The sequence below is a fragment of the Pseudoxanthomonas suwonensis genome (assembly GCF_000972865.1).
GTDB classification, from domain to species: Bacteria; Pseudomonadota; Gammaproteobacteria; order Xanthomonadales; family Xanthomonadaceae; genus Pseudoxanthomonas; species Pseudoxanthomonas suwonensis_B.
Genome location: NZ_CP011144.1, coordinates 2,931,005 through 2,957,350, shown reverse-complemented (window position 1 = coordinate 2,957,350; position 26,346 = coordinate 2,931,005). Strand labels below are relative to the sequence as shown.

Here is a 26,346-nt window from a genome sequence, read left to right as displayed (position 1 = left end):
CGTCACCGTTGCAACAGTGACGGTCGTCCGCGCACAGGCGCGGTGCTAGCATCGCCGTCCATGAATCCCGCCCCCAACCTCGTGCTCGTCGGCCCGATGGGCGCCGGCAAGACCTCGATCGGACGGCGCCTGGCCGAGCGCTTCGGGCTGCAGTTCGTCGACGCCGACCACTACATCGAGCAGCGCACCGGCGCCAGCATCAACACGATCTTCGAGCACGTGGGCGAGGCCGGGTTCCGCGAACGCGAACGCTGCGCGCTGTCCGAACTGCTGGCCGGCGAAGGCCAGCTGGTCGCCACCGGCGGCGGCGCGGTGCTGGACGCCGACAACCGCCGGCACATGCGCGAGCGCGGTTTCGTCGTCTACCTGGCCGCCGGCCTGGACGCGCAGCTCAAGCGCCTGCAGCGCGACCGCACCCGTCCGCTGCTGCAGCGCGCCGACCGCGAGCAGGTGCTGCGCGACCTGGCGCACGTGCGCGAACCGCTGTACCGCGAGGTCGCCGACCTGGTGATGGACACCGACGGGCTGACCGCGGCCGAGGCGTCCACCCGCCTGTGCCTGCAGCTGGCCAGCCGCTGGAGCACCGGCGGGGTCGCCGCATGAGCGCGGCGCGCACGGTCGCCGTCGGCGGCGCGGTTCCCTATTCGATCGAGATCGGCCCAGGCCTGCTCGACGACGGCGCGCGGCTGGCCGCCCACGCGCGAGGCCGCCATGCGCTGCTGCTCAGCGACAGCCATGTCGCACCGCTTTACGCGGCCCGGGTCGAGGCCGCGCTGCGCGCCGCCCGCCCGGACCTGCGCATCGCCGCCCACGTCATGCCCGCCGGCGAGTCGCACAAGACCCTGGCCAGCTTCGCCGCGGCGATCGACGCACTGGCCGCGCTCGGCGCCACCCGCGACGCCACCGTGTACGCGCTCGGCGGCGGCGTGGTCGGCGACCTGGCCGGCTTCGCCGCGGCCTGCTGGATGCGCGGGGTGGACTGCGTGCAGCTGCCGACCACGCTGCTGGCGATGGTCGACTCCTCGGTCGGCGGCAAGACCGCGGTGGACATCCCGCAGGGCAAGAACCTGGTCGGTGCCTTCCACCCGCCGCGCGCGGTGTTCGCCGACACCGGCGCGCTGCGCACCCTGCCCGCGCGCGAGCTGCGCGCCGGCCTGGCCGAGGTGGCCAAATACGGCGCGATCCGCGACCCGCTGTTCTTCCAGTGGCTGGAAGCCGAACGCGAGGCCCTGCTCGCCGGCGACGACCGCGTCCTGGCCGAGGCCATCGCCCGCAGCTGCGAGCACAAGGCCGGGATCGTCGAGCGCGATCCTTTGGAGAAGGGCGAGCGCGCCCTGCTCAACCTGGGCCATACCTTCGGCCACGCGATCGAGGCCGAGCAGGGCTACGCCGGCGTCGGCAGCGATGCGCTCAACCACGGCGAAGCGGTGGCGGTGGGCATGGTCCTGGCCGCGCGCCTGTCGGCGGCGCTGGGCATGGCCCCTGACGAGGACACCGTGCGCCTGGGCCGCCTGCTGCACGCCCTCGGCCTGCCGATCCGGCTGCCGGCCGGGCTGGCGCCAGAAGCGCTGCTGGCGCGCATGCGCCTGGACAAGAAGAACCTCGCCGGCCGCCTGCGCCTGGTCCTGTGGCGCGGCATCGGCCGCGCCGAGGTGGTGCCGGACGTGGACGAGGCGCGAGTGCTGGAGTTGCTGGCGGACTAAAGCAAAGCAAGGAAGGCCGCGCCACTGGCCGTGCTTTTCGGCTTCGGCTTCGGCTTCGGCTTCGGCTTCGGCTTCGGCTTCGGCTTCGGCTTCGGCTCGGCAAGACAACTGCAACGGCGGAAGCAAGGCGGCGGGGTGGTCGGCTTCGGACGGGGCCGCCGTGCCGTGAAAGCAAAAGCGCAAGCGCTGGCTTCGGAGGGGGCCGCCGTGCCCAGGGGGTCTGGCGCATCGCTCCGCTGCGGCGTCCTGCCTCCGAGTCGCGAACGCAGCACATCCCTGTGCTGCTTGCGCCAGACCCCCTGGGCACGACGGCCTCGGGAGCTTTGAGGGCGTGGCTTCGATCTGGGAGCAACAGCGACAGCAAGGGCAAAAAGCCACGGCGCCGCTTTTTTGTAGGAGCGGGCATGACCGCGACACGGGCGTCGGAACTACGAGGGCGTCGCCTGGGCCGACGGCGTCGGGTCGCCGGCTAAACCCGGCTCCTACAACAGCCACGGCGCGACCGCTCTTCTGTAGGAGCTGACTTCAGTTGGCGACACGGGCGTCGGAAACACGAGGGCGTCGCCTGGGCCGACGGCGTCGGGTCGCGGTCATGCCCGCTCCTACAAAAGCCGTGCGCTGCTCATCGCCTGCAAACTGAGCCACGACCGCAATACTCCCGACCCGCCGCGGCTCAGCCCGAAGCCGACCACGCCCGGCGCTGTTGACGTTGCGGTTACGGTGCCGAGCGCGGCGCCGGGCCCGCCGGCGCAGGCAGGGGCGCAGCTACAATGCGCGCCATGCGCATCCTCCTGCAGCAGCCCCCGGCCCCGGGCGAAGCACCCCGCTACCTGCAGCTGACCCTGCAGCCGGACCTGTTCGGCGGCTGGGAACTGCTGCGCGAGAGCGGCCAGATCGGCGGCCGCGCCCAGCTGCGGCGCGAGCAGTACCTGCTCCAGGGCGAGGCCACCGCCGCCTTCGAGAAGGCCCGCGACAGCCAGCTCAAGCGCGGCTACCGGATGGTGTTCGTCAGCGGCGCCGAACCGCCGAAGTAGCCTTCCGGCCGCGCTCCCCCTTCCCTTCCGCTACAGGCTTCCCGTGTCCGACACCCCCGCCAACGACCGCCTGCTGCGCGCCCTGCGCCGGCAACCCGTGGACCGCACCCCCGTCTGGCTGATGCGCCAGGCCGGCCGCTACCTGCCCGAGTACCGCGCCAGCCGCGCCGCCGCCGGCAGCTTCCTGGCCATGGCCAAGAACCCCGAACTGGCCTGCGAGGTCACCCTGCAGCCGCTGCGCCGGTTCCCGCTGGACGCGGCGATCCTGTTCTCCGACATCCTCACCGTGCCCGACGCGATGGGCCTGGGCCTGTACTTCGCCGACGGCGAAGGCCCGAAGTTCGAGCGCCCGGTGCGCGACGAGGCCGACGTGGCCAGGCTGGCCGTGCCGGACATGGAAACCGAACTGCGCTACGTGATGGACGCGGTGCGCACCATCCGCCGCGAGCTCGGCGACTCGGTCCCGCTGATCGGCTTCTCCGGCAGCCCGTGGACCCTGGCCTGCTACATGGTCGAAGGCGGCGGTAGCGACAACTACGGCCGGATCAAGGCGATGGCCTTCAGCCGGCCCGAGCTGCTGCACCGCATGCTGGGCGTGGTCACCGACGCGGTGATCGCCTACCTGGCCGCGCAGCGTGCCGCCGGCGCGCAGGCGCTGCAGGTGTTCGACACCTGGGGCGGGGTGCTGTCGCCGTCGCTGTACCGCGAGTTCTCGCTGCCGTACCTGGAACGCATCGCCCGCGAACTGGAACGCGGCGAGGGCGACGACCGCACCCCGCTGATCCTGTTCGGCAAGGGCAACGCGCCGTACCTGGAGGAATTGGCCGCCAGCGGCACCGACGCGGTCGGCGTGGACTGGCTGGTCGGCCTGGGCGAGGCCGCGCGCCGCACCGGCGGCCGCGTCGCCGTGCAGGGCAACCTGGACCCGGCCACGCTGTACGCCAGCCCGCAGGCGATCGCCCGCGAGGCCGCGCGCGTGCTCGACGACTACGCCGCCGGCAATGGCGGCTCGCGCGAGGGCCACGTGTTCAACCTCGGCCACGGCATGTCGCCGGACATGGACCCCGAGCACGTCGCCGCGCTGGTCGAGGCGGTGCACGCGCACAGCGCGCGCTGAGGTGCACGCGCACAGCGCGCGCCGGTTTCAGCCGGTGCCGCGCGAAGGCGCGCGCAGGCTGCCGGCGCGCGGCGTCCGCACGTCAGGCGCATCGCCGGCCGCGCGCCGGTATTCGATCCGGATCTCGCGCAGCGGCCGCGGCACCTCCGGCTCGATCAGCTCCGGCGCCACGCACCCCGGGTACAGCGCCTGGGTCAACTGCACGGCCAGCTGTGGCGCGCGTTCGGCCTCGGCCTCGGCGACCAGCACGCGGTCGCCGACCACCACCGCCGACACCTCCCGGCCCGGATCGCGGTAGCTGGCCAGCACCTGGTCTTCGCCGGGCAGGGCGGCGGCAATACCGGTGCGCGCCGGCAACCAGCACGCCCCGGTGCTGGCGATCCGCAGCTGCGCGGCGACCGACTCCATGAACACCTGCAGTTCTCGCTGCAACGACGCGACCGACGCCGGCGGCTGCGCGGCGCTGGCCCGCGCCTTGACCAGATACATCTCCTGGGTGAACAGCAGCATCGCCGAGGCCAGGCGTTCGTCCGGGTAGGACAGGCCCAGCCGCCAGCCCGGCACGGGGCCGCCGGCGGCCGCGCCGCGCTCGAGCGCGACCGGCTCCAGTGCGCCCAGGTCCGTCGCGCGCCCGCCCTGGCGCGCGGCCTCGGCGATGCCGTCGCGCTCGCTGGCGGCCACCAGCGCCAGCGCCTCCGGCGTCTGCAGGCCCGCGGGATAGAAGTACAGGTCGATCCAGCGCTGCTTGCGGTTGTCGATGTAGCGGACCGACACGCCCAGGTACTGCTCGGGATAGCGGTGCTCGGCGACCGCCATCCAGCTGCCGACCTGCAGCGGATACAGGACGCGGCTTTCGGTCAGCAGGCCGCCGAGCAGGCCCGGGGACGCGGTCCCCTGGACCGGCGCGTCGTGCGGCCCGGCGGCGCCCGCGGAAAACGCCAGCGCCGCGGCCAGGCCGGCCAGGGCCAGCCGGCCGGCGCACATCAACGCGCGACGCCGGCGCTTCATGCGGCCACCGCCTCGGGCAGCACCGACTCGATCGCCGCGGCCAGCATCTCGCCGGTCACAGGCTTGCGCAGGAAGCCGTCGAAGCCGGCGGCGCGCGCCTGCTGCTCGGCGTCGGCATCGGCGCGGGCGGTGACCGCCAGCAGCGGCGGCGCGAAGCCCTGCAGGCGCAGCTGCCGGGCCAGCGCCAGGCCGTCCATGCCGGGCAGGTCGAGATCGAGCAGGGCCAGGTCGAAGCGCGCCACCGACACGTCCGCCAGCGCGGCCAACCCGTGCGGCGCGTGCGCCACCCGGTGGCCCTGCGCGCGCAGCAGGCTGGCGATGACCTCGGCCACCGTCGGATCGTCCTCGACCAGCAGCAGGTCGAGCTGGCGCGTGGCGGAGGTGGAGGTGCGCGCCGGCGGCGTTGCCGGGCTCGCCACCGGCAACGGCAGTTGCACGCTGAAGGCAGTGCCCTGCCCCGGTTCGCTCTCAACCCCGATCCGGCCGCCCATCGCCACCGCCAGCTCCTGGCAGATCGCCAGGCCCAGGCCGCTGCCGCCGTAGCGCGCGGCGGTGCGCGCGCCGTCGGCCTGCTCGAAGCGGCGGAACAGGCGCTGCTTCTGCTCCTCGTTCAGGCCCGGCCCGGTGTCGCGGACGACGAAGCCGATGCCGCCGTCCGCGCCGGGCAACACATCCAGCGCGACCTCGCCACGGTCGGTGAACTTGACCGCGTTGCCGAGCAGGTTGAGCAGGATCTGCCGCACCCGCCCCGGATCGCCGCGCAGGCCGCGCGGCGCGTCGTCGGCGAGGTTGACCCGGAACGCCAGGCCGCGCTGTTCGGCGCCGGGCGCCATCAGCGCGGCGACCTCGGCGACCAGCGCGCGCAGGTCGAAGTCCTGCACGTCCAGCTCCAGCTTGCCGGCCTCGATCCGGGCCAGGTCCAGCGCGTCGTTGACCAGCCGCATCAGGTGCTCGCCGGCGCGGCGGATGGATTCGATGTAGCCGCGCTGGCGCGGGTCCAGCGGCGTGGCCAGCAGCAGCTCGCTCATGCCCAGCACCCCGGTCATCGGCGTGCGCACCTCGTGGCCGAGCGTGGCCAGGAACCGGCTCTTGGCCAGCGAGGCCTGCTCGGCCAGTTCGCGCTTGTGCACGTCCAGCTGCCACTGGTTGCGGCGGCGCAGGCGGTTGCGGTACAGCCAGCCGAACCACAGCACCGCCAGCACCGCCAGCAGCGCCAGCGCCGCCACGCCCCACGTGCTGCGCCACCACGGCGGCGGCACGCGGAAGGCCAAGGTATGCACCGGCGACCATTCGCCCTCGGCACCGGCGGCCGCCTGCACTTCGAGGCGGTAGCTGCCCGGAGGCAACTGCGAGAACACGCGCTCGCCGCGGCCCTGCACGCCGATCCAGTCCTGGTCGAAGCCGGCCAGGCGGAAGCGGTAGCGGTTGGATTCGGGATCGTCGAACGACGGCAACCGGACCATCACCTGCAGGTCGTGGTCGTCCGGCCGCAGCTCGAAATCGCCCACCACCGGCAGTTCGACCAGTGCCTCGCCGCGGCGCACGCGCACCGCGTCGACGACCAGTGCCGGCGACGGATGCAGCGGGTCGGACTGGGTGGTATCCAGCAACAGCAGCGAACCGTCGTCGGTGCTGGCCACCAGCACGCCGGACGCGTCCAGGGTCAGCGCGCGCTCGGTGAACTCCTGGCTGGGCAGGCCTTCGCGCACGCCGAAGCGGCGCACCGAGGGGGTGCCGTCGCCACGGTCCGGGTCGACCCGGAACAGGCCGCGCCGGGTCGCCAGCCACGCACGGCGCTGCCCGTCCACCACCAGGCCGGTGGCCTCGGTCGCCGGAATGCCCTGGCCGATGCCCATGTGCAGCCGGCGCTGCCAGCGCCCGTCGCTGTGGTCCCATGTCTCCAGCCCGTTCAGCCGCTGCAGCCACAGCCGCTCCGGGCCGTCGAAGGCGAACGCCAGGACCGGCTGCGGATCCATGCCGGGCAACTCGGCGAAGGTGCGCGTGGCCGGATTCCAGCGCCGCAACCCGGCGTCGGCCGCGACCCAGGGAACGCCGTCCGGACCGAGCTGGACCGCCGACAGGTCGGCGGTGGCCAGGCCGGGCGTTCCCACCGGCACCGTCTCGAGCACGCGCCCGGTCTCGCCATCGCGCCGCTGCAGTCCGGCGCCGGGAGCGGCCAGCCACAGGCTGCCGTCCGGGGCGGGCAGCAGCCAGTCGACTGATCCGCCGGCCGGCGTCGCGTCCTCTTCGCCGGCGACGTTCAACCAGAGCCTCGCACTGTCGCTGGACGGATCGATGCGCAGCAAGCCGCTGCTGAGGCCGATCCACAGGCGTCCGCGGCTGTCCTCCTGCACCGAGCGCGGACGGCCGGAGAGCTTGTGCGGCAGCCGCTGCAATACCTGGCCGCTGGCCGTGTCCAGCCGCTTGACGTGGCCGGCGCTGCCCGCCAGCCAGACACCGCCCTGCCGGGCCGCGGCGACGCCACGGTACAGGCCGCCATCGAGACCGTGGTTCTCATCCAGCACCGCGGTCCGGCGCCAGTCCGAGCGCAGGTAGCCGAGGCCACGCGACGGCAGCGCCACCCACAGCGCGCCATCCTCCTGCCGCAGCAGCGCCTGCACCTGGCTGTTGATGCCCAATGCCTTGGATTCGTGCATGACCGGAACCGGCGCGTCATCGCTGCCGACCCGCCAGGCGCCGTCGCGGGTCGCCAGCCAGTAACCGCCTTCGCCGTCGTCGCTCATCGCGGTGACGGTGCGCGCGCCGGTGAAGGACGCCGCCCAGTCCGGGGTTCGCCACTGGCTGTCGTCGCCCAGCCGGAACAGGCCGCGCGGCGTGCCGATCCAGGTCGAATCGCCTTGGCGCCACAGCGACACCACCGGCGCCCAGGGATAGTCGCCCGGCAACGCCAGGCGATCGACGTGCTTCTCCGAGCAGCGCACCAGCCCCTGCAGCGTGCCGACCAGGATGCCTTCGCGGTCGTCGAAGGCCAGCGCCATGATCGCCCGGTCCAGCACCGCGTTGACTTCCGGGTCGGACGAACGCAGGCGCTTGACCTGGTCCTGCGCGTCGATCCGGTACAGGCCGCCGCCGTAGGTGCCCAGCCAGATCTCGTCGCCGCGGCCGGCCACGGCGAAGACCTCGTCGCTCTCCAATTGCGGATGCTGCGCCTTGCGGAAATGGCGGAAGCCACTGCGGTCGGCGTCCATCACGCTCACGCCGCCGCCTTCGCTGGCGACCCAGATCCGGTTGCGCGCGTCCACGTACAGCACCTGCAGCACGTTGCCAGGCAGCGAGGCCGGATCGTCCGGGTCGTGGCGCCAGACCCGGAAGCCGACGCCGTCGTAGCGCGCCAGGCCGTCCCAGGTCGCCGCCCACAGGAAACCGTCGTGGTCGCGCGCCAGCGCCGGGATCGTGGTCGCCGGCAGGCCGTCGGCCGGCCCCAGCACCCGGAACCGGGGAACTTCGGGCACGGCGGCGCCGGCGGTCGCGACGACCACCAGCAGGACGCCCATCACCCACGCGCGCAGCATCGACATCCGGTTTCCCCGCTCCCCCGCGTGAATCGTCGCAACGCATCGTTGCAGGCGCAAGCCGCGGCCCGCCCGCGGGCGGCCTAGAATGCGGGGCCATGACGTGTCCGCGCCCGCAAACGGCTCCACCGCGCCCGCTTCGCCGCTTCGCCGTGGTGCTGGCGCTGCTGGCCACCTTGGCGTGCGCGGGCGCATCAGCTGCGACCGTACGCTACGAACTGGACCCGGTACACACCCGGGTCCAGTTCGCCGTGTCCCACGCCGGGTTCTCGCAGGCGCTGGGCACGGTCTCCGGCAGCACCGGCACGCTCGAATTCGATCCCGCCGACTGGAGCAGCGCACGCCTGGACGTGAGCGTGCCGCTGCAGCGGCTGGACCTGGGCGATGCCGAGTGGAACCGCGCCACGCTCGCCCGCAACCTGCTCGATGCGCAGCGCTGGCCCGAGGCCCGCTTCGTCTCCACCCGGGTCGAACCGCTGGCGCCGGACCGCTTCATCGTCCACGGCCAGCTGACCCTGCGCGGGGTCACTCATGAGGTGCCGCTGGAGGTGACCTTCAACGCACTCAAGCGCCACCCGCTGCCGCCGTTCCGCCGCACCGCCGGCTTCTCGGCCACGGCCACGCTCAGCCGCGCCGCGTTCGGCATCGACGCCTGGCCGTCGACGATCGGCGACCGCGTCGAGCTGCGGATCGAGGTCGAGGCCACTCGCGCCGGCCGCGGCGACGGCACGCAGGACGACTCCCGCGCGCCCACCGCCGTCGATCCCGATCCCGCCGATCCCACCGATTCGACCGATCCCGCCGATTCTCGGGACGACGACGCCATCGACGACGCCGTTCCCGCCTCCGAGCCCGTCCGCCAGGAACCCACGCCCGCATGAGCCTGAAGAACACCGCCGAGCGCTGGGGCAGCGTCAGCCAGCTGCTGCACTGGACCATCGCCGTGCTGATCCTGGCGATCGGCACGGTCGGGCTGGTGATGGGCGAACTGCCGCGCTCGCCGAAGTGGTTCTGGGTCTACACCCTGCACAAGTCGCTGGGCCTGACCGTGCTGGCGCTGGTGCTGGTGCGCATCGCCTGGCGCCTGTACGCCGGCGCGTGCCCACCGGTGCCGGGCACGCCGCGCTGGCAGGCCCGGCTGGCGTCGCTGACCCACGCCGCGATCTACGGGCTGATCCTGGCCATGCCGCTGTCGGGCTGGCTGTACGACTCGGCCAGCGGCCTGCGTCCCTTCCGCTGGTTCGGCCTGGCCGAGGTGCCCAAGCTGAGCCCGCCGAACGAGGCCCTCGCCGGGGCGATGCACTCCACGCACGAACTCCTGTTCTGGGTGCTGCTGGCGCTGGTCGCCGGCCATGCCGGCGCCGCGCTGTACCACCATTTCATCCGGCGCGACGCGACCCTGGCGCGGATGCTGCCGCGCGGCTGGATCGCCACGCCCACACGCTCTCCCCCCGAGGATTCCGCATGACCATCAAGCTCACCACGCCGGCCGCCGTGGCCGCGGCGCTGGCCGCCATGCTCGCCACCGCGCCGGCCGCGGCCGCCGACTACGTGCAGGCGCCCGGCTCGACCCTGGCCTTCGCCAGCCGCTACGACGGCGAGCTGTTCACCGGCCGCTTCGGCGACTTCCAGACCCGGCTGAGCTTCGATCCGGCCCGGCCCGAGGCCGGCAAGCTGGACGTGACCATCGCCCTGACCAGTGCCAACACCGGCAACGCCGACCGCGATTCGACGCTCAAGACCGCCGACTTCTTCGACATCGGTCGCTTCGCCCAGGCCCGCTACAGCGCCAGCGGCTTCCGCCGGCTGGACGACGGCCGCTACGCCGCCGACGGCACCCTGGAACTGCGCGGCGTGCGCAAGCCGGTGACCCTGACCTTCACCTGGCAGGACGGCGCGCAGCCGGTGCTGGACGGCAAGGCGGTGGTCCGGCGCCTGGACTTCGGCGTCGGCGGCGGCGACTGGGCCGACACGTCGGCCATCCCGGACGAGGTCGCCATCAGCACGAAGGTGCTGTTCAAGGCGCAGTAGCCGGCGCGCCGCATCCGCCTTCTGCGTCTTGCCTTTTGTAGGAGCCGGGTTCAGCCGGCGACACGTGCGTCGGAACCATGAGGGAGTCGCCTGTGCCAGCGTGGCGTGTCGCCGGCTGAACCCGGCTCCTACAAGAGCGACAAGAGCGGAAGCGGCACCGTCAGGCCAGCCAGGCCCGCACCCCTGCCTCGTCGAACGGCCAGTCCAGCTCAGCCCCGGTGGCGCCGTTGCGCAGCACCGGCACCCGGATGCCGTAGCGGGCCTCCAGTTCCGCGTCCCCATCGATGAACACGCTTTCCGGCTCCGGCAGGCGTGCGGCAGCCAGCACCTCCAACGCCAGGTCGCACAGGTGGCAGTCGTCGCGCTGGTAGAGGAGGTAACGCGGCATCGGTCGGTCCTGGCGGCGGGGGCGCCAAGGTAGCCCAGCCGGCGCCGGCCCGCACCGCTTCATCCCGGTTGCACCTGCAACCAATACAATGCCGTTCCCGCCCCAGCCCGCCCGCCATGGCCGTCAGCACCTTCGACCTGTTCAAGATCGGCATCGGTCCCAGCTCCTCGCATACGGTCGGGCCGATGCGCGCGGCCGCGCGCTTCGTCCAGCGCTGGCTGGCCGAGCCCGGCCACCTGGACCAGGTCGCCCGGATCCGCGCCGAGGTGTTCGGCTCGCTGGCCCTGACCGGCCGCGGCCACGGCACCGACAAGGCGCTGCTGCTGGGGCTGGAGGGCCACCAGCCCAACACCATCGACCCGGACGTCATCCCGGCCACGCTGGCGCGGATCCGCGCGGAGAAGTCGCTGCGCCTGCCCGGCGGCCGCGCCATCGCCTTCGACGAGAAGCGCGACCTGGTGATGAACAAGCGCCAGAAACTGCCGTTCCACACCAACGGCATGCGCTTCACCGCCTACGACGCGGCCGGCACTGAAATCGCCACGCGCGACTACTACTCGGTCGGCGGCGGCTTCGTGGTCAACCAGGACGAGGCCGCCGAGGACCGCATCGTCGCCGACGACACGGTGCTGCCGCATCCGTTCGCCAGCGGCGACGAGTTGCTGGCGCGCTGCCGCGAGACCGGGCTGCCGATCGCCCGGCTGATGTTCGAGAACGAGCTGGCCTGGCGCGGCGATGCGCAGATCCGCGAGGGCCTGCGCGAGATCTGGCAGGCGATGCAGGCCTGCGTGGCCCGCGGGATCCGCTCCGACGGCACCCTGCCCGGCGGCCTGCACGTGGTCCGCCGCGCGCCGGCGCTGTACCGCGAGCTGTCGTCCAAGCCCGAGGCGGCCATGCGCGACCCGCTGACCACCCTGGACTGGGTCAACCTGTATGCACTGGCGGTCAACGAGGAAAACGCCGCCGGCGGCCGGGTGGTCACCGCCCCGACCAACGGCGCGGCCGGGATCATCCCGGCGGTGCTGCACTACTACGACCGCTTCTGCCCCGGCGCGACCGAGCAGGGCGTGTTCGACTTCCTGCTCACCGCCGCGGCGATCGGCATCCTCTACAAGGAGAACGCCTCGATCTCCGGCGCCGAGGTCGGCTGCCAGGGCGAGGTCGGGGTGGCCTGCTCGATGGCCGCCGCCGGGCTGGCCGCGGCGCTGGGCGGCGATCCGGGCCGGGTCGAGAACGCCGCCGAGATCGGCATGGAGCACAACCTGGGGCTGACCTGCGACCCGATCGGCGGGCTGGTGCAGATCCCGTGCATCGAGCGCAACGCGATGGGCGCGGTCAAGGCGATCAACGCCGTGCGCATGGCCATGCGCGGTGACGGCCAGCACAAGGTCAGCCTGGACAAGGTGATCAAGACCATGCGCGACACCGGCCGCGACATGCAGGACAAGTACAAGGAGACCTCGCGCGGGGGCCTGGCGGTCAACGTCATCGAGTGCTGATCCGCCCCGGGTACAGTTCCCGGTGCCCCGGCCGCTAGTGAAGTTCGGGGAAAAGCCTTACAACATGCCTACGGGAACCGGGGGGATCTCGATCAACGGCCTGACCGCCAGTCTTCGCCGGCCACGCCCATCGGGCGGGCCACCAGGCTCAGTGCGCCGGCTGGCGGCGCGGTGGGCGCGCGCGATCGTGGCCGGCGGCCTGCTCGGCCTGGCCTGCCCGGCCGCCGCGCTGCAGCCGGACAAGCCCTTCCGCGACTACGTCGGCGACACCTGGGGCGTGGAGCACGGCCTGCCGCAGATCAGCGTGCTGGCGATCGCCCAGGACCGCGGCGGCTACCTCTGGCTGGGCTCTCAGGGCGGCCTGGCCCGCTACGACGGCAGCCGCTTCGTCCAGTTCGGCCAGGAGGACGCCCCGGAACTGGCCAGCCACGTGCTGGCCCTGCACAGCGACGGCGAGGGCCGGCTGTGGATCGGCACCTCGCAGGGCCTGCTGCTGCACCGCGACGGCCGTTTCCAGGCGATCCCGGTCGTCGCCGGCCCCGACCAGGCGCAGGGCAGCTTCCCGATCCGCGCCTTCGCCGAGGGCGACGACGGCCTGCGGATCGCCGGCCCGGACGGGGTCTACGCCACCGACGGCGCGCGCCTGGTCCTGCACCACCCGCTGGACGGACCGGCGCTGAGCCTGCTGCCGGGCGCCGATGGCCTGTGGGTCGGCAGCACCGGCCGGGTGTTCCGGATCGGCGCCGACGGCGTCCAGGCCCACCCGCTGCCCGCCGGCGCCGCGCTGGCCCAGGTCTCGAGCCTGGCCGAGGACGCCGGCGGCGACCTGTGGGCCGGGACCGCACAGGGCCTGTACCGGTACCGCCAGGGCGCCTGGCAGCGGATGGACGACGGCCCGGTCGATGCCCTGCTCGGCGACCGCGACGGCAACCTCTGGGTCGCCGGCACCCAGGCCCTGCTGCGCTTCCGCGACGGCCGGCTGGTGGAGCGGATCCACGACCTTCCTGGCAGCCGCTCGATCCGCTCGCTCCACGAGGACCGCGACGGCAACCTGTGGCTGGGCAGCCTCACCGACGGCGTCACCCGGCTGTGGGACGGCTGGACCACGCGCCTGGGCCGCGAGCAGGGCCTGCGCAATCCGCTGCTGTGGGCGATCGCGCGCGGCCGCGACGGCGAGGTCTGGGTCGGCGGCAGCGACGGCGTCGACGTCTACCGCGACGGCCGCTTCCATGCGCGCGTGGCCGGCGCGCGCCTGCCGCACCCGGAGGCCTACAGCCTGCTGGTCGAGGACGGACAGGCCTGGATCGGCACCCGCAGCGGCGCGGCGGTGCTGCGCGGCGACCGCGTCGAAGTCCCCCCGGCGCTGGCGCCGCTGCGCGGCGCGCAGGTCAACGGCATCGTCCGCGACCGCGGCGGGCGGCTGTGGTTCGCCACCACCAACGGCCTGTTCGTGCTCCACCCGGATGGCCGCGTCGAGCACTACACCGAGGAACAGGGCCTGGGCGACCGCCGGGTGCGGGTGCTGCACGAGACCCGCGACGGCCGCCTGCTGGTGGGCACCTACCGCGGCCTGTACGAATGGCGCGACGGCCGCATCCTGGCGACCGGGGAGCGCACCGGGCTGGACGGCGCGACCATGGTCACCGCCTTCCACGAACTGGAGGACGGTCGCTGGGTGATCGGCAGCACCAGCGGCGAGGACCTGCGGGTCTATGACGGACAGCGCTGGATCGCGCTGGGGCGCGAGCAGGGGATTCCCGCCAACATCGCCTTCCACATCGCCAGCGCGAACGGGCACCTGTGGGTGGCGGGCATGCGCGGCGTCTACCGGGTGCCGCTGGCCGAACTGGAGCGCGCCATCGCCGGACGCGGGCCGGCCGCGGCCGAGATCGTGATCAACTCCGGCGCCGACCGCGCCGGCGGCCAGCCGGACAAGTGCTGCAACGGCGCCGGCAACGGCCGCGGACTGCTGGTCGGCGACACCCTGTGGCTGCCCACTCGCGAAGGCGCGCTGCTGCTCGACACCGGCAAGGTCCAGGCCCGCGGCGTCGAGCCGCGGGCGCTGATCGAACGCCTGCGGGTGCGCGACGAATGGCGCTATCCCGGGCCGGGCGCCGCGCTGGAACTGCCGCTGGGCGTGCGTGACCTGAAGTTCGAGTTCACCGTGCCCTCGTTCCGGCCGATGCACCCGGTGCAGTTGCGCTACCGGCTGGCCGGCTACGACGAGGACTGGCGCGACCTGGACGCCCCGCACCTGCGCAACGCGACCTACACCAACCTGCCCCCCGGCCAGTACCAGTTCGAGGTCGCCGACTTCGGCCTGGCCGATCCGGCCGCGCAGGCGGCGCGACTGACGCTGTCGGTGCCGCCGCGCTGGCACGAGACCCTGGTGTTCCGCCTGCTGCTGCCACTGATGCTGGGCGGCGCGGTGTACCTGGCCTACGTCGGCCTGCAGCGCCGCCACGCCCGCCAGCGCGCGGCGCTGGAACAGCTGGTGCAGGAGCGCACCCGCGACCTGCAGGCGGCCAACGCGCGGCTGGAGGCGCTCAGCTTCACCGATCCGTTGACCGGACTGCACAACCGCCGCTACCTGTCCCGGCAGATCCCGGCCGACCTGTCGTTCTACGAGCGCGACGCGGCCTACCAGGCCGGCACCGAGGTGGTGGTGTTCGCGCTGCTGGACGTGGACCACTTCAAGGCGATCAACGACACCCACGGCCATGCCGCCGGCGACCGCGTGCTGGAGCAGTTGGGTGCGCTGCTGACCGCGCTGGTGCGCAAGGGCGACTACGTGGCGCGCTGGGGCGGCGAGGAGTTCCTGCTGGTGTTCCGCCCGCTGCCGCGCGGCAGCGTTGCGCAGATCGGCACGCGGCTGTGCGCCGAGATCGCCGCGCACGTGTTCGAACTTGACGATGGCGGCTCGCACCGGCTGACCGCCTCGGTCGGCCTGATCGAGTCCCCGCTGTTCCCGGAGGTGCCGCGGCTGCTGGGCTGGGAGCAGATGGTGACGCTGGCCGACCGCGCGCTGTACCGGGCCAAGTCGGCCGGCCGCCACACCTGGGCCGCGTTCCGGCCGCGCGCCGGCGCGCAGCCGCCGCAGGGCATGACCGCGTTCGAAGGCGATCCGTCCTGGCTGGTGGAGGCCGGACTGGTGGAACTGTTCGGGCCGGACGGTCCGCTCGCTCTGCGCCAGGACTAGCCTTCTAGTTCGTCATCCCCGGGAATGACGAGCGGAAAGGCGAATTGCCCAGACCTTCTAGGCCGCACCGATCCGCAGCACGTCGTCCAGCAGCGCCGCGGCGGTGACCTCAGCGCCCGCGCCCGGTCCCTGGATGACCAGCGGCTGCAACGGATAACGGTCGCTGGTCACGGCCACGCGGTTGTCGGTGCCGCGGCCGCTGCACAGCGGATGCGCGGCCGGCAGCGCACGCAGGCCCACCGACGCGCCCTCGGCGTCGAAGCGACCGACGAAGCGCAGCCGCGCGCCGTCGGTTTCGGCCTCGCGCAGGCGCGCGGCCAGCGGCCCGTCCAACAGCGCCAGCAGCGCGTCGGCCGCGTCGGCGGAGGCGCCGGCCAGTTCCACCGGCAGCAGCGACTCCACCCGCACCTGCGACGCTTCCAATGGCAGGCCCGCCGCACGGGCCAGGATCAGCAGCTTGCGCCGCACGTCTTCGCCGGAAAGATCGATGCGCGGATCCGGCTCGGTGTAGCCGGCCGCCGCCGCCTCGCGCACGAAGTCGGAGAACGGCCGCGAACCGTCGTAGCGGTCGAACAGCCAGGCCAGCGAGCCGGACAGCACGCCTTCGACCGCGTGGATGCGGTCGCCGCCGGCCACCAGCGCACGCAGGCTGCCCAGCAACGGCAGGCCGGCGCCGACGGTGGCGCTGTCGCCGTAGCGCGCGCCGGTCTCGCACTGCGCGTCGACGATCGCCTGCGAGCGCGCCAGCAGCGAGCCATGGCCGAGCTTGTTGGCGGTGACCACGCTCACCCCGCGCGCCAGCCATTCGGCGTGCCAGTCGGCGACCAGCTCGCTGGCGGTGGCGTCGACCACGATGTCGCCGGCGTGCAGCGCCTCGGCCTCGGCCCAGCCCTGCAGCAGCACCTCGCGGCGAGGCGCGGCATTGGCCCGCTGCAGCGCCGGCGCCAGGCCGTCGGCGCAGGCCTGCACGCTGCGCGAGTTGGCCAGCCAGGCCGCCCGCGGCAGGTCCAGCCCGCGCGCCTGCAGGCGCTGGTAGCGCTCGACGAAGGCCGCGCCCACCGTGCCGGTGCCGAGCAGCGCCAGGCGCCGCTGCGCGACCGCGCGTTCGGGCGTGCCGCGCACGCGCCTCGGCACCAGGGGGGCGACGGCACTCATGCGTCCACCCGTTTCTGCACGACGCCGGTCTGCGCGGAGCCGGCAGCGGCTGCCTGCTGCGCCGCCTGCAGCGCGGCGGCCACGTCGGCCACCAGGTCCTCGCAGGCCTCGATGCCGATCGACAGGCGCAGCAGCCCGTCGGAAATGCCGGCCTTGGCCCGCGCCTCCGGGCTCATCGCCGCGTGGGTCATGCTCGCCGGGTGCGCGACCAGGCTCTCGACGCCGCCCAGCGACTCGGCCAGGGTGAACCAGCGCAGCGAGTCGACGAAGGCGCGCACCGCGCGCTCCTGATCGCCATCGGCGCCGCCGGCCAGCTCGAAGCTGAGCATCGCGCCGAAACCGCTCTGCTGGCGCGCGGCCAGGGCGTGGCCCGGATGCGATTCCAGGCCGGGGAAATAGACCTGCTCCACCGCCGCATGGCCGTCCAGCAGCGCCGCGATCGCCGCCGCGTTCTCCTGGTGCACGCGCATCCGCGCATCCAGCGTGCGCAGTCCACGCAGGGTCAGGAAGCTGTCGAACGGCGAGCCGGTCAGGCCCAGCGCGTTGGCCCACCACGCCAGCTGCTGGTGCAGTTCCGGATCGCGCGCTACCACCGCGCCGCCGACCACGTCGCTGTGGCCGTTGACGTACTTGGTGGTCGAGTGGATCACCAGGTCGGCGCCGAACTCGATCGGCCGCTGCAGCGCCGGCGACAGGAAGGTGTTGTCGACCACCGCCAGCGCGCCGGCGCGGTGCGCGGCCTCGATCACGAAGCGCAGGTCGGTGATCCGCAGCAGCGGGTTGGACGGGGTCTCCACCAGCACCAGCTTCGGCGACTGCCCCAGCGCGTCGGCCAGCGAGCGCGGGTCGGTCAGGTCGGCGGTGATCAGTTCGAAGTGGCCCTTGGCCGCCAGCGCGTTGAACAGGCGCCAGCTGCCGCCGTACGCGTCATGCGGCACCACCAGGCGGTCGCCCGGCTGCAGCAACGCGTTGAGCACCAGGGTGATCGCGCCCATGCCGGTGGCGGTGACCACGCCGCCGGCGCCGCCTTCCAGTTCGGCCAGCGCCTCGCCGAGCAGGTCGCGGGTCGGGTTGCCGCTGCGGGTGTAGTCGTACTGGCGCTTGTTGCCGAAGCCGTCGAAGCTGAAGTTGCTCGACAGCACGATCGGCGGGGTGACCGCGCCGTAGGCGGTGTCGCGGTCGATGCCGGCGCGCACCGCGGCGGTGGCCGGGCGACAGCCGGCGGTGTCGTTGGCGGGGGAGGTGGTCTGGCTCACTGGGCGGCTCCGTTGCCGCGCAGCACGGCGGCGAGAATGAGGTCGATGCGGTCGGTTTCTTTCAGGAAGGCGTCGTGGCCGTACGGCGAGCGCAGCACGCGCAGCTGGCCGCGGCCGTGCAGGCCCTCGACCAGGTTCACCGAGTCGGCCAGCGGCACCAAGCGGTCGCCTTCCACCGCGACCACGCTCACCGGCACGGCCACGGCGGCCGGGTCGAGCCGGTGCAGGTCGATCGATTCGGACAGGCGCAGGTAGGCGGTGACCGGGGTGCGCGCGACGTACTGCGCGCCGGCGGCGTCCAGGTAGTCCTCGGCGGCGCAGCGCACGCGGCCGTTGACGATCTCCGGCGCGCTGTCGAAGCGCTCGCCGAATTCCTCCGGGGTGCGGTAGCTGAGCATGGCGAACTGCCGCGCCAGGGCCAGGCCCTGCGCGTCGGCGCACTGCAGCTGGCCCAGCGCCACCGCGCGGCGCTGCAGCGCGCGCCAGGCCGAGGCGTAGGGATGCGGCTTGTGCGCGCCGCTGACCGCGACCAGCCGCCGCAGCCGCGCCGGATGGCGGGCGGCGAACTGCAGCCCGACCATGGCGCCGTAGGAGTAGCCGACGAAGGCCTGCAGCCGGTCGATCTCCAGCGCGTCCAGCAGCAGGGCGATGGCGTCGGCCTGGTCGGTGGTGTCGATCGGCGCGTCGAGGCGGCCGTCGGCGCCGACGTAGTCGAAGGCGAGGATGCGGTGGCGGGCCGGGTCCAGGGTGCGACCGGCGGCGACCAGCGCGTTGGCCCAGCCCTGCTCGGGGAACGCCCCGCTGGCCGAAACATGGCGGTGCGCGGAAATGCCGCCGGCGACGAACACCACCGGCGCACCGGCCGGGCCCTGTACCTCGTAACGCAGCAGCACCTGGCGCACGCCGGCATGGCGCATCGACAGCGCCACCGCCAGTTCGCCGCGCACGGCGGACGGCGCGGCGTCGCAGATCGCGGCGGCGACGGAATCGGTCGGGGAATCGGGCTGCAGGGCGGTGTTCACGAGGCTCATGGCGATGTCCGGAGGGAACTCGCCATCGAGCTCTTTCGGGAGCCCGCGTTCGCCGTGCGGAGAGCACGGTACGAACCATCTTTCGGCGGACGCGAAGGTCCCCGCAGGATTTGGCACCTACACGGCCGCTTGCGCGTCCGCTGGCTGCCCCGGCATCAAAGGGCCTGTCCCTCCGCCGGTCTCGATGGCGCGGCCAGACTGCCACCGTGCCGGCGGCCTGTCAATCGTTTCATCCGGATGGAGCGATGACTGCCCCTTCACGTTTTGCCCCCGACCTGCCGATAATCCACCCATGCAGGCCTTCCCCCGATTCCTGCGGACCGCCGCGCTCCTGGCCGCTGCGTGCTTCGCCCAGTCCCTCCCCGCGCCCGCCGCTGCCGCCGGCGCCTCCCTCCCGGCCATCCGCGAAGCCTGGATCTCGAGCCCCGTCGAGGGCGAGGAGATGGATTCTCTCGCCGCCTGGCGCGCCGGCGACGGCCGTGCCTGGCTGATCGCCTCGGCCAAGCGCAGCGAGCGCCTGCTGCTGTTCGACGGCGACAGCGGCGTGCGCATCGGCGCCTCCGGCGGGCCGGGCGACGGCCCGGGCCAGTTCCGCCGCCCCAACGGGGTGGCCGTGTCCGGCGACCTGCTGTTCGTGGTCGAGCGCGACGCCCGCCGGGTCCAGGTGCTGCGCCTGCCCGGCTTCGCCGTGCTGGGCGATTTCGGCACCGGCGAACTGCAGTTGCCCTACGGCATCTGGATCGACGACTCCGTCCCCGGCGCGCTCACCGCCTACGTGACCGACAGCTTCATGGCCGACTTCGCCGCCGCGGTGCTGCCGCCGCGCGAACGCCTGGCCGAGCGGATCAAGCGCTACCGGGTATCGGTGGACGCCGGCGGCCGGCTGCAGGCCGGCTACCTGGGCGCGTTCGGCGACACCGGCGACGCCGGCGCGCTGCGCATGGTCGAGTCGATCGCCGGCGATCCGGCCCATGGCCGCCTGATGATCGCCGAAGAGGACAACCGGGTCGGCGCGACCGTACGCGAGTACTCGCTCGACGGCCGCTTCCTCGGCCGCAACCTGCCGCCGTTCGAGGACGACGCCGAGGGCATCGTGCTGTGGGCATGCGGCGCCGAGGCCGGCTACTGGATCGCGGTGGACCAGCTGCGGCCGACCCGCTTCCACCTGTTCGAGCGCACCACCCTGGCGCCGGCCGGCAGTTTCACCGGCGCGCGCACCGCGCTGACCGACGGCCTGGCCCTGCACGCCGAAGCCACGCCACGCTTCCCGCACGGCGCGCTGTATGCCCTGCACGAGGACCGCGCGGTGTCCGCGTTCGATCTCGGCACCATCGCCCGCCGCCTGCGGCTGGCGCCGGCCTGCCAGGGATGAGACCGGGCCGCGCCAGCGCGATCGGCTGGCTGGCCGTCGCCGCGCTGGCGGTGGCGGTGCCGGCCGACGCCGCGCGCTTCTGGCGCTGGAAGGACGGCCAGGGCACCACCGTCTACGGCGACCGGCCGCCGGAGGGCGAGGCCGAGGACGTGCGCACCGCCTCGTTCCGGCGCACGCCTGCCGATCCGGTCGGGCTGCGCCTGCAGGACCGCGGCAGCCACTACGAGGTCGTGGCCGACAACCGCGCGCCCGGGCCGGTGGAGGTGCAGCTGTCGCTGGCGCGCGCCGACAACGTCAAGCCGGTCCCGGCGCTGCCGGCCAGCCGCGTGGTGCCCGCCGCCGGCAGCCGGGTGCTGGCGCGGGTCTACCCGGTCGACCCGCGCCTGCCCAACGCCTTCGAGGCGATCCTGGACCAGCTGCCGGGTGATCCGCAGGCGCTGCCGCTGGATTTCGAGTACCGCGTGCCGTTCGAGTACGGACGGATCCGCGTCGACCAGGGTTTCGGCGGCCGCTTCAGCCACAACGACCCGCAGAGCCTGTACGCGGTCGACTTCGCCCTGCCCGAGGGCACGCCGATCCTGGCCGCGCGCGGCGGGGTGGTCATGCTGGTGGAATCGGATTTCGAACGCGCCGGCCTGGACCGCGAGCGCTACGGCGGCCGCGCCAACTACATCCGCATCCTGCACGACGACGGCAGCATGGCCCTGTACGCGCACCTCAAGCCGGAGGGCGTGCAGGTCCGGGTCGGGCAGCGGGTACGGCAGGGCCAGCGCATCGCCCTGTCCGGCAATACCGGCTTCAGCACCGCGCCGCACCTGCATTTCGTGGTCCAGGTCAACCGCGGCATGCGCCTGGAGGCGATCCCGTTCCGCATGTTCGGGGCGCTGGGCGAGCTGAAGTTCGCCCGCGACGAGACCACCGGCCAGCGCTGACCGGCCGGGCCGGGACCCCGGCTCCCGTATAATTGCCGGCCTCCGAACGCACCCCCGCGCCGACCCGGCGCCCGCCCCCATGTCCGAAGTCTCCACCGAAGCCGCGCGCCGGCGCACCTTCGCGATCATCTCGCACCCCGACGCCGGCAAGACCACGCTCACCGAGAAGCTGCTGCTGTTCGGCGGGGCGATCCAGATGGCCGGCTCGGTCAAGGGCCGCAAGGCGGCGCGCCACGCCACCTCGGACTGGATGGCGCTGGAAAAGGAACGCGGCATCTCGGTGACCTCCTCGGTGATGCAGTTCCCCTACGAGGGGCGCATCGTCAACCTGCTCGACACCCCCGGCCACGCCGACTTCGGCGAGGACACCTACCGCGTGCTCACCGCGGTGGACTCGGCGCTGATGGTGATCGACGTGGCCAAGGGCGTGGAGGAGCGCACGATCAAACTGATGGAGGTGTGCCGCCTGCGCGCGACCCCGATCATGACCTTCGTCAACAAGCTCGACCGCGAGGGCAAGGATCCGGTCGAGCTGCTGGACGAGGTCGAGACCGTGCTCGGGATCCAGTGCGCGCCGGTGACCTGGCCGATCGGCATGGGCCAGCGCCTGAAGGGCGTCGTGCACCTGGTGACCGGCGAGGTCCACCTGTACGAGCCGGGCCGCAACTTCACCCGCCAGGACTCGACCATCTTCCCCTCGCTCGACGCACCGGGGCTGGCCGGGAAGATCGGCGCGGAGCTGCTGGCCCAACTGCGCGAGGAACTGGAACTGGTGCAGGGCGCCAGCCATCCGTTCGACAAGGACGCCTACCTGCGCGGCGAGCAGACCCCGGTGTTCTTCGGCTCGGGCGTGAACAACTTCGGCGTGCAGCCGCTGCTGGACTTCTTCGTCGAGCACGCGCCGCCGCCGCAGCCGCGCGCCACCACCGGCCGCGAGGTCGCGCCGCAGGAACCGAAGCTGACTGGCTTCGTGTTCAAGATCCAGGCCAACATGGACCCGCAGCACCGCGACCGGGTCGCCTTCATGCGTGTGTGCTCGGGCAGGTTCAGCGCCGGGATGAAGGCCTTCCACGTGCGCAGCGGCAAGGAACAGAAGCTGGCCAACGCGCTGACCTTCATGGCTTCCGACCGCGAGATCGCCGCCGAGGCGTTCCCCGGCGACGTGATCGGCATCCACAACCACGGCACCATCTCGATCGGCGACACCTTCACCGAGGGCGAGGCGCTGAGCTTCACCGGCATCCCCAACTTCGCCCCGGAATTGTTCCGCCGCGCGCGCCTGCGCGACCCGCTCAAGCTCAAGCAGCTGCAGAAGGGCCTGGCCCAGCTGTCGGAGGAAGGCGCCACCCAGTTCTTCCGCCCGCTGATGAGCAACGACCTGATCCTGGGCGCGGTAGGCGTGCTGCAGTTCGACGTGGTCGCCTACCGGCTCAAGGACGAGTACGGCGTGGACGCCAGCTTCGAGCCGGTCGGCGTGGCCACCGCGCGCTGGATCCAGTGCGCCGACGCGAAGAAGCTGGAGGAGTTCCGCGAGAAGAACGCGATGAACCTGGCGATCGACGCGGCCGGCGAACTGGTCTACCTGGCGCCGACCCGGGTCAACCTGCAGCTGGCGCAGGAACGCGCACCGGACGTCGCCTTCCGCGCCACCCGCGAGCACGCGCACAGCGTCGGCGTCGACTGACGCCGCGCGCGGCCGCCGCCGGGCGGCCGTGCTTCCATTCCAGATCGGGGCGCTGCGTACAGATGCATGCGCCCCAGGCATGCAGTAACGTGCGGCGCATGCCGGCCGCCCCGTCCCCCACCCGAGACGCCGCGCACCACCTGCGCGACGAGATCGCCAACGCCCTGACCCACGGCCTCGGCGCCGCCGCCGCGCTCGCCGGCGGCGCGGTGCTGATCACCCTGGCCGCAATCTACGGCGACGGCTGGCAGCTGGCCGGGGCGATCGTGTTCGGCGTGGCACTGCTACTGCTGTACACCGCCTCCACGCTCTACCACGCAATCCAGCACCCGGTCGCCAAGGGCCGGCTGAAGGTGTTCGACCACTGCGCGATCTACCTGCTGATCGCCGGCACCTACACCCCGTTCACCCTGGTCGGCCTGCGCGGGCCATGGGGCTGGAGCCTGTTCGCCGCGATCTGGACGCTGGCGCTGGCCGGGGTCGTGTTCAAGCTGTTCTACACCGGCCGCTTCAAGCGCCTGTCCACCGCCATCTACATCGGCATGGGCTGGCTGGTGGTGGTGGCGATGAAGCCGATGATGGATTCGATCGACGGGTGGACCCTGGGCTGGCTGCTGGCCGGTGGCGTGTTCTACACCCTGGGCACGTACTTCTACCACCGTGAATCGATCCCCTACTCGCACGCGATCTGGCACCTGTTCGTGATCGCCGGCAGCGTGTGCCACTTCGTGGCGGTGGGCGCACAGGTGGTCTAGGCGCAGCTGCAGCGCGCCTGAACGCGAACGCAAAAACCATGTGAATCCCGGCGTGCGTTCGCATGCCGTCCACGCCGGCTGCCGATACTGGTCGCATGAATGCGTCCGCGCCCGCTTCGACACCCATGCAGCGCCTGCGCCGCTGGCGTCCCTCGCGGCGTGCTGGCATCGTCCTCGGCGCGATCGTCGCGTTCCTGGTCGCGCTGTGGCTGCTGTGGGACTGGAACTGGTTCAAGGGACCGCTGGAACGCACGGCGAGCGCGGCCACCGGCCGCGAGTTCCGCATCGACGGCGACCTGGACGTGGACCTGGGCCGCACCATCACCGTCTCCGCCGACCGCCTGCGCCTGGCCAACGCCGAGTGGTCCGAGCACCCGCAGATGGGCACGGCCGAGCGCGTGGAGATCGACATCGCACCCTGGCCGCTGCTCGCGCTGCGGCTGCGGATGAAGGAACTGCGGGCGGTGCGCCCGGATATCCGGCTGGAGACGGCAACCGCGGGCGAAGGCGGCAACTGGGTGTTCGGCGACGGCGAGTCCGAGCCGGACACGCGTGAGCCGCGCTGGCGCCTGGACCGGCTGTGGATCGAGGACGGCCGCCTGCGCTTCACCGACGCGACCGAGAAGACCGACCTCGACATCACCCTGGCCAGCGTCGCGCCCGCCGCCGGCCAGGCGCGCGACGCCGGCGCGCCGGTGGCGGTGGCCGGCAAGGGCCACTGGCGCGGCGCGGCGTTCCGGCTGGAAGGCCAGGCCGCCTCGCCACTGGAGCTGGCCGATACCGACACGCCCTACCGCATCGAAATGGACGCGCGCGCCGGCGCTACCCGCGCCAGCGCCAGCGGCACCCTGACCAACCCGTTCCGCTTCCAGACCTTCGACCTGCGCATGAAGCTGTCCGGCCAGGACCTGGAGGACCTGTATCCGCTGCTCGGCCTGGCCCTGCCGCCATCGCCGCCGTACAGCCTGGACGGACAGCTGCGCCGCAACGGCGACCTGTGGCGTTACGAGGGCTTCAACGGCAAGGTCGGCGACAGCGACCTGTCCGGCGACGTGCAGGTCGATGTCTCCGGCCAGCGCCCGATGTTCACCGCGCAGCTGCTTTCGCGCCAGCTGGACTTCGACGACCTCGCCGGCTTCCTCGGCGCGCCACCGTCCACCGGCGCCGACGAGACCGCCAACCCGCGGCAGAAGGCCGAGTCGGCACGCCGTGCCGCCAGCCCGCGGCTGCTTCCGGACACGCCGTACGACCTGTCCAAGCTCAACGCGATGGACGCCGACGTGCGCTGGCGCGCGCAGAAGATCAACGCGCCGAAGCTGCCGATGATCGAGGACATGGACGCGCACCTGCTGCTGCAGGACGGCCAGCTGCGGCTGGACCCGCTGAACTTCGGCGTGGCCGGTGGCGACGTGCGCTCGACCATCCGCATGGACGCACGCCGCGAGCCGATCGACACCCGCGCGCAGATCGCGGTGCGCGGACTGGAACTGCCCAAGCTGCTGGCGCAGGCGGAACTGGCCCAGGGCGCGGCCGGGCGCATCGGCGGCGACATTACCCTGCACGGCCGCGGCAACTCGGTGGCCACGATCCTCGCCAGCGCCAACGGCGAGGTCGGCCTAGGCATGGGCCGCGGCCGGATCAGCAACCTGATCATGGAACTGGCCGGCCTGGACATCGCCGAGTCGCTGAAATTCCTGCTGACCCAGGACCGCCAGGTGCCGATCCGCTGCGCGTTCGCCGACTTCGGCGTGGAGGATGGGCTGATGACCTCACGCGCACTGGCGTTCGACAGCACCGACACGATCATCGTCGGCGAAGGCACGATCAACCTGAAGGACGAAAGCCTGGACCTGCTGCTGCGGCCACGGCCCAAGGACCGCAGCATCCTGAGCCTGCGCTCGCCGCTGCGCGTGGGCGGCACCTTCAAGGACCCCTCGTTCCGCCCGGATTTCGCCGCACTTGGCCTGCGTGGCGCGGTGGCCCTGGCGTTGGGCAGCATCACCCCGCCGGCGGCGCTGCTGGCGACGTTCGAGACCGGCCCGGGCGAGGATAGCGACTGCGGCGGACAGTACGCGCGCTGAGGGATCCCTGCCTGCCACCGCAAGCAGGGCAGCGGCGTGGGACTGCCTTCCTGTGAGGCGTAAGCCTCGCTTCGGCCGGCGCTGCCGTCCTCGAGCGGCTTCCAGGTCGTGGCTTCATTGGCTGGAGTCGGTCGCGAAAGGCCCCTTCATTCCCGCGACAGGAGCCCGTCGTGCGGGCGTCGAACAGCGGAGGACGCTGCCTGTGCCGATGGCGTCGGGTCGCCGGCTGAACCCGGCTCCTACAACAGCCCCGACGCCGCCGCTCTTCTGTAGGAGCTGACTTCAGTCGGCGACACGGGCGTCGGAATCATGAGGGCGTCGCCTGTGCCGGCAGCGTCGCGGGCAAGCCGGGCTACACAAGAGCAGGTCGTCGGGCGACGAACGGGACCGGGCAGGCCTTGGCGATGACGAAGCCACGACCCCAAAGCCCCCCGAAGACGTGGCAGGCAGGGTGTGTTGCGGCAGCGGCCAGGGATGGCCGCGTCGGCGAGTCGGCACACGGATGTGCCGCCGAGACGACCGCAACACACCCTGCCTGCCGCGGCTCAGCCCGAAGCCGGCCACCCAA

At 72.8% G+C, this 26,346-nt stretch carries 20 protein-coding genes and 1 riboswitch; of the genes, 14 read left to right on the top strand and 6 right to left on the bottom strand.

Translation table 11 applies throughout. The features are described from left to right. Nucleotides 1-60 precede the first annotated feature (60 nt). From WQ53_RS12135 to hemE, 4 genes are all read left to right on the top strand, one after another. Complete coding sequence (locus tag WQ53_RS12135) at nt 61-603, top strand: shikimate kinase (protein WP_052632742.1); 543 nt, start codon at nt 61-63, stop codon at nt 601-603. Further along, nucleotides 600-1,703, top strand: coding sequence for a 3-dehydroquinate synthase (gene aroB / locus WQ53_RS12130; protein WP_052632739.1), 1,104 nt, complete (start codon nt 600-602; stop codon nt 1,701-1,703). Before WQ53_RS12135 ends, aroB begins: the two co-directional genes overlap by 4 nt. Nucleotides 1,704-2,482: 779 nt before the next feature. Then, nucleotides 2,483-2,737: a WGR domain-containing protein gene (locus WQ53_RS12125; RefSeq protein ID WP_052632737.1), complete on the top strand. Its 255-nt coding sequence runs from the start codon at nt 2,483-2,485 to the stop codon at nt 2,735-2,737. A gap of 43 nt (nt 2,738-2,780) precedes the next feature. Continuing rightward, nucleotides 2,781-3,854: a uroporphyrinogen decarboxylase gene (gene hemE, locus WQ53_RS12120; protein ID WP_052632735.1), complete on the top strand. Its 1,074-nt coding sequence runs from the start codon at nt 2,781-2,783 to the stop codon at nt 3,852-3,854. 27 nt (nt 3,855-3,881) lie between these two features. Here hemE and WQ53_RS12115 read toward each other — a convergent pair whose 3' ends face one another. Together WQ53_RS12115 and WQ53_RS12110 are read right to left on the bottom strand one after the other, a co-directional pair. Continuing rightward, nucleotides 3,882-4,862, bottom strand: coding sequence for a hypothetical protein (locus WQ53_RS12115; RefSeq protein WP_052632733.1), 981 nt, complete (start codon nt 4,860-4,862; stop codon nt 3,882-3,884). After that, the gene (locus tag WQ53_RS12110) at nt 4,859-8,401 is read right to left on the bottom strand and encodes a hybrid sensor histidine kinase/response regulator (RefSeq protein ID WP_236685858.1); all 3,543 of its coding nucleotides are present in this window, start codon (nt 8,399-8,401) and stop codon (nt 4,859-4,861) included. The genes WQ53_RS12115 and WQ53_RS12110 overlap by 4 nt, the downstream gene beginning before the upstream one ends. A 92-nt stretch (nt 8,402-8,493) precedes the next feature. On the opposite strand from WQ53_RS12110, the gene WQ53_RS12105 reads away from it, so the two are divergent. Genes WQ53_RS12105 through WQ53_RS12095 form a run of 3 tightly spaced genes read left to right on the top strand, consistent with a single transcriptional unit; the run spans nt 8,494 to nt 10,426 of the window. Further along, nucleotides 8,494-9,276: a YceI family protein gene (locus WQ53_RS12105; protein ID WP_082113009.1), complete on the top strand. Its 783-nt coding sequence runs from the start codon at nt 8,494-8,496 to the stop codon at nt 9,274-9,276. Then, nucleotides 9,273-9,863: a cytochrome b gene (locus tag WQ53_RS12100; RefSeq protein WP_052632731.1), complete on the top strand. Its 591-nt coding sequence runs from the start codon at nt 9,273-9,275 to the stop codon at nt 9,861-9,863. The genes WQ53_RS12105 and WQ53_RS12100 overlap by 4 nt, the downstream gene beginning before the upstream one ends. Then, nucleotides 9,860-10,426, top strand: coding sequence for a YceI family protein (locus tag WQ53_RS12095; protein ID WP_052632729.1), 567 nt, complete (start codon nt 9,860-9,862; stop codon nt 10,424-10,426). The genes WQ53_RS12100 and WQ53_RS12095 overlap by 4 nt, the downstream gene beginning before the upstream one ends. A gap of 160 nt (nt 10,427-10,586) precedes the next feature. Here WQ53_RS12095 and WQ53_RS12090 read toward each other — a convergent pair whose 3' ends face one another. Continuing rightward, nucleotides 10,587-10,814 carry a glutaredoxin family protein gene (locus WQ53_RS12090; protein ID WP_052632727.1) on the bottom strand — a complete coding sequence of 76 codons (228 nt, stop codon included), beginning with the start codon at nt 10,812-10,814 and terminating at the stop codon, nt 10,587-10,589. A gap of 116 nt (nt 10,815-10,930) precedes the next feature. On the opposite strand from WQ53_RS12090, the gene WQ53_RS12085 reads away from it, so the two are divergent. Next, entirely contained in the window at nt 10,931-12,313 is a 1,383-nt protein-coding gene (locus WQ53_RS12085; RefSeq protein ID WP_052632725.1) for an L-serine ammonia-lyase, read from the top strand. A gap of 151 nt (nt 12,314-12,464) precedes the next feature. Continuing rightward, nucleotides 12,465-15,512, top strand: a complete 3,048-nt coding sequence (locus tag WQ53_RS12080; protein ID WP_052632723.1) for a ligand-binding sensor domain-containing diguanylate cyclase — start codon at nt 12,465-12,467, stop codon at nt 15,510-15,512. 57 nt (nt 15,513-15,569) lie between these two features. Here the strand turns inward: WQ53_RS12080 and WQ53_RS12075 are convergent, their stop codons facing one another. The 3 genes from WQ53_RS12075 to metX are packed head-to-tail and all read right to left on the bottom strand — an operon-like array spanning nt 15,570 to nt 18,954. Beyond that, the gene (locus WQ53_RS12075; RefSeq protein WP_052632721.1) at nt 15,570-16,667 is read right to left on the bottom strand and encodes a homoserine dehydrogenase; all 1,098 of its coding nucleotides are present in this window, start codon (nt 16,665-16,667) and stop codon (nt 15,570-15,572) included. Further along, a complete protein-coding gene (locus WQ53_RS12070; protein ID WP_052632719.1) occupies nt 16,664-17,923 on the bottom strand; it encodes an O-succinylhomoserine (thiol)-lyase in 1,260 nt (419 codons plus the stop codon). Before WQ53_RS12070 ends, WQ53_RS12075 begins: the two co-directional genes overlap by 4 nt. Continuing rightward, entirely contained in the window at nt 17,920-18,954 is a 1,035-nt protein-coding gene (gene metX / locus WQ53_RS12065) for a homoserine O-succinyltransferase MetX (protein ID WP_082113008.1), read from the bottom strand. Before metX ends, WQ53_RS12070 begins: the two co-directional genes overlap by 4 nt. Before the next feature lie 72 nt (nt 18,955-19,026). Next, a riboswitch (SAM riboswitch) is annotated at nt 19,027-19,145 on the bottom strand. Between the two features lie 251 nt (nt 19,146-19,396). Here metX and WQ53_RS12060 point away from each other — a divergent pair. The 5 genes from WQ53_RS12060 (at nt 19,397) to WQ53_RS12040 (ending at nt 25,778) form a co-directional block, all read left to right on the top strand. Beyond that, complete coding sequence (locus tag WQ53_RS12060; protein ID WP_144409319.1) at nt 19,397-20,326, top strand: phytase; 930 nt, start codon at nt 19,397-19,399, stop codon at nt 20,324-20,326. Further along, the gene (locus tag WQ53_RS12055; RefSeq protein ID WP_052632716.1) at nt 20,323-21,258 is read left to right on the top strand and encodes a M23 family metallopeptidase; all 936 of its coding nucleotides are present in this window, start codon (nt 20,323-20,325) and stop codon (nt 21,256-21,258) included. Before WQ53_RS12060 ends, WQ53_RS12055 begins: the two co-directional genes overlap by 4 nt. 79 nt (nt 21,259-21,337) lie before the next feature. After that, entirely contained in the window at nt 21,338-22,942 is a 1,605-nt protein-coding gene (locus WQ53_RS12050; RefSeq protein WP_052632714.1) for a peptide chain release factor 3, read from the top strand. 98 nt (nt 22,943-23,040) lie between these two features. Beyond that, nucleotides 23,041-23,697 carry a PAQR family membrane homeostasis protein TrhA gene (gene trhA, locus WQ53_RS12045; RefSeq protein ID WP_052632712.1) on the top strand — a complete coding sequence of 219 codons (657 nt, stop codon included), beginning with the start codon at nt 23,041-23,043 and terminating at the stop codon, nt 23,695-23,697. Nucleotides 23,698-23,792: 95 nt separating this feature from the next. Beyond that, complete coding sequence (locus tag WQ53_RS12040; RefSeq protein WP_052632710.1) at nt 23,793-25,778, top strand: AsmA family protein; 1,986 nt, start codon at nt 23,793-23,795, stop codon at nt 25,776-25,778. The last annotated feature ends 568 nt before the right edge of the window (nt 25,779-26,346 follow it).

Bases quoted from the DNA above. Each gene is read 5' to 3' on its own strand.
- WQ53_RS12135 (WP_052632742.1), top strand. From the start codon at position 61: ATGAATCCCGCCCCCAACCTCGTGCTCGTCGGCCCGATGGGCGCCGGC.
- aroB (WP_052632739.1), top strand. From the start codon at position 600: ATGAGCGCGGCGCGCACGGTCGCCGTCGGCGGCGCGGTTCCCTATTCG.
- WQ53_RS12125 (WP_052632737.1), top strand. From the start codon at position 2,483: ATGCGCATCCTCCTGCAGCAGCCCCCGGCCCCGGGCGAAGCACCCCGC.
- WQ53_RS12115 (WP_052632733.1), bottom strand. From the start codon at position 4,862: ATGAAGCGCCGGCGTCGCGCGTTGATGTGCGCCGGCCGGCTGGCCCTG.
- WQ53_RS12110 (WP_236685858.1), bottom strand. From the start codon at position 8,401: ATGTCGATGCTGCGCGCGTGGGTGATGGGCGTCCTGCTGGTGGTCGTC.
- WQ53_RS12105 (WP_082113009.1), top strand. From the start codon at position 8,494: ATGACGTGTCCGCGCCCGCAAACGGCTCCACCGCGCCCGCTTCGCCGC.
- WQ53_RS12100 (WP_052632731.1), top strand. From the start codon at position 9,273: ATGAGCCTGAAGAACACCGCCGAGCGCTGGGGCAGCGTCAGCCAGCTG.
- WQ53_RS12095 (WP_052632729.1), top strand. From the start codon at position 9,860: ATGACCATCAAGCTCACCACGCCGGCCGCCGTGGCCGCGGCGCTGGCC.
- WQ53_RS12090 (WP_052632727.1), bottom strand. From the start codon at position 10,814: ATGCCGCGTTACCTCCTCTACCAGCGCGACGACTGCCACCTGTGCGAC.
- WQ53_RS12085 (WP_052632725.1), top strand. From the start codon at position 10,931: ATGGCCGTCAGCACCTTCGACCTGTTCAAGATCGGCATCGGTCCCAGC.
- WQ53_RS12075 (WP_052632721.1), bottom strand. From the start codon at position 16,667: ATGAGTGCCGTCGCCCCCCTGGTGCCGAGGCGCGTGCGCGGCACGCCC.
- metX (WP_082113008.1), bottom strand. From the start codon at position 18,954: ATGAGCCTCGTGAACACCGCCCTGCAGCCCGATTCCCCGACCGATTCC.
- WQ53_RS12060 (WP_144409319.1), top strand. From the start codon at position 19,397: ATGGATTCTCTCGCCGCCTGGCGCGCCGGCGACGGCCGTGCCTGGCTG.
- WQ53_RS12055 (WP_052632716.1), top strand. From the start codon at position 20,323: ATGAGACCGGGCCGCGCCAGCGCGATCGGCTGGCTGGCCGTCGCCGCG.
- WQ53_RS12050 (WP_052632714.1), top strand. From the start codon at position 21,338: ATGTCCGAAGTCTCCACCGAAGCCGCGCGCCGGCGCACCTTCGCGATC.
- trhA (WP_052632712.1), top strand. From the start codon at position 23,041: ATGCCGGCCGCCCCGTCCCCCACCCGAGACGCCGCGCACCACCTGCGC.
- WQ53_RS12040 (WP_052632710.1), top strand. From the start codon at position 23,793: ATGAATGCGTCCGCGCCCGCTTCGACACCCATGCAGCGCCTGCGCCGC.